The organism is Mycobacterium sp. E3247 (assembly GCF_001667785.1).
Classification (GTDB): domain Bacteria; phylum Actinomycetota; class Actinomycetes; order Mycobacteriales; family Mycobacteriaceae; genus Mycobacterium.
The window spans coordinates 1-1,786 of the sequence record NZ_LZJG01000539.1 but is presented as its reverse complement, the minus strand read 5'-3'; the positions used below and the strand labels follow the sequence as shown (position 1 = coordinate 1,786).

Annotated in this window: 1 protein-coding gene; it reads right to left on the bottom strand. The window is 70.3% G+C overall.

Annotation, left to right across the window (positions count from 1 at the left end; genetic code table 11):
• The coding region (locus A9X04_RS27500) for an error-prone DNA polymerase (RefSeq protein ID WP_156764562.1) at window positions 1-1,786 on the bottom strand (1,786 nt) is incomplete at both ends.

Sequence of the window (1,786 nt, the reverse complement as noted above, 5' to 3'; positions counted from 1 at the left end):
AGGTTGAGAAACGTCACCCCCTGGGCCGTCCCGGGCCGCTGCCGGTGGGTCACCGCGCCGGCGATCAGCACGCGGTCACCGTCGGGCACGTCCAGCAGCCTCTCGGCGGGCACCACGCCCATCGCGTCCAGGTCGGCCCGCAGGAACTGCGTCGGGTAGCTGTCCGGGGAGACGCCGGTGGCCCACACGTCGGCGGCGGCCAGCTCCAGCTCGCTCATCCCGGGCAGCGCAGGGACGTGCGAGGACGAGCCCACGCCGGGCAACCGGTCCGGCCGTTGGGTGGCCGCGGCCCCGGCCGCCCACAGCGCCTCGCGCCGCGACATGCCGAAGCAGCCCAGCGCGCCAGCCGTCGCCAGCGCCTCGGTCTGCGGCACGCTCAGTTGCAGCCGGGCCGTCAGGTCCAGCAGGGAAGCGAACGGGCCGTTGGCCTTTCGCTCCTGCACCAACCGCTCGGCGAGGTCGTCGCCGATGTGGCGGACGGCGCCCAGCCCGAGGCGGACCTCGGTTCCGGCGTTCTCGAGCGTGGCGTGCGCCAGGCTGGCGTTGACGTCCGGGCCGTGCACCGTCACTCCGTGCCGGCGCGCGTCGGCCACCAGCGACTGCGGCGAATAGAAACCCATCGGCTGCGCGCGCAGCAGCGCCGCGCAGAACGCCGCCGGGTGGTGCAGCTTGAACCACGACGAGTAGAACACCAGCGACGCGAAACTCAGCGCGTGACTTTCCGGGAAGCCGAAATTGGCGAAGGCTTCCAGCTTTTCGTAGGTCCGGTCGATCACCTCATCGGGCGCGCCGTGCAGCGCGCGCATGCCGTCGTAGAACCGCCCGCGCAGCCGCCGCATGCGTTCGGTCGAACGCTTGGAGCCCATGGCGCGGCGCAGCTGGTCGGCCTCGGCGGCGGAAAACCCGGCGCAGTCGACCGCGAGTTGCATCAGCTGCTCCTGAAAGAGCGGCACCCCCAGCGTCTTTCGCAGTGCCGGCTCCATGGACGGGTGGTCGTAGACCACCGGGTCCAGCCCGTTGCGCCGCCGGATGTAGGGGTGCACCGACCCGCCCTGGATGGGCCCGGGACGAATCAGCGCGACCTCGACCACCAGGTCGTAGAGGATCCGCGGCTTCAGCCGCGGCAGGGTGGCCATCTGCGCGCGTGACTCGACCTGGAACACGCCGACGGAATCGGCGCGGGCCAGCATCTCGTACACCGCGGGTTCGGAGAGGTCGAGCCGGGCCAGGTCGACCTCGATCCCCTTGTGCTCGGCCACCAGGTCGATCGCGTAGTGCAGCGCGGACAGCATGCCCAGCCCGAGCAGGTCGAATTTCACCAAACCGATTGCCGCACAGTCGTCCTTGTCCCACTGCAACACGCTGCGGTTCTCCATGCGCGCCCACTCCACCGGGCACACGTCGGCGATCGGGCGGTCGCAGATCACCATGCCACCGGAGTGAATGCCCATGTGCCGAGGCAGGTTCCGGATCTGGTTGGCCAGCTCGACCACCGTCGGCGGGATGCCCTCTAGAACATCCGAGTCGGGCGAGTCGGCCAGCCCGTTCCAGTGGCCGAGCTGCTTGCTCCAGGCGTCCTGCTGCCCCTGCGAGAAGCCCAGGGCGCGGGCCATGTCGCGCACCGCGATCCGGCCCCGGTAGGTGATGACGTTGGCGACCTGGGCGGCGTAGTCGCGGCCGTATTTGTCGTAGACGTACTGGATGACCTTTTCGCGCTGGTCGGACTCGATGTCCATGTCGATGTCGGGCGGCCCGTCGCGGGCGGGCGACAGGAAGCGCTCGAACA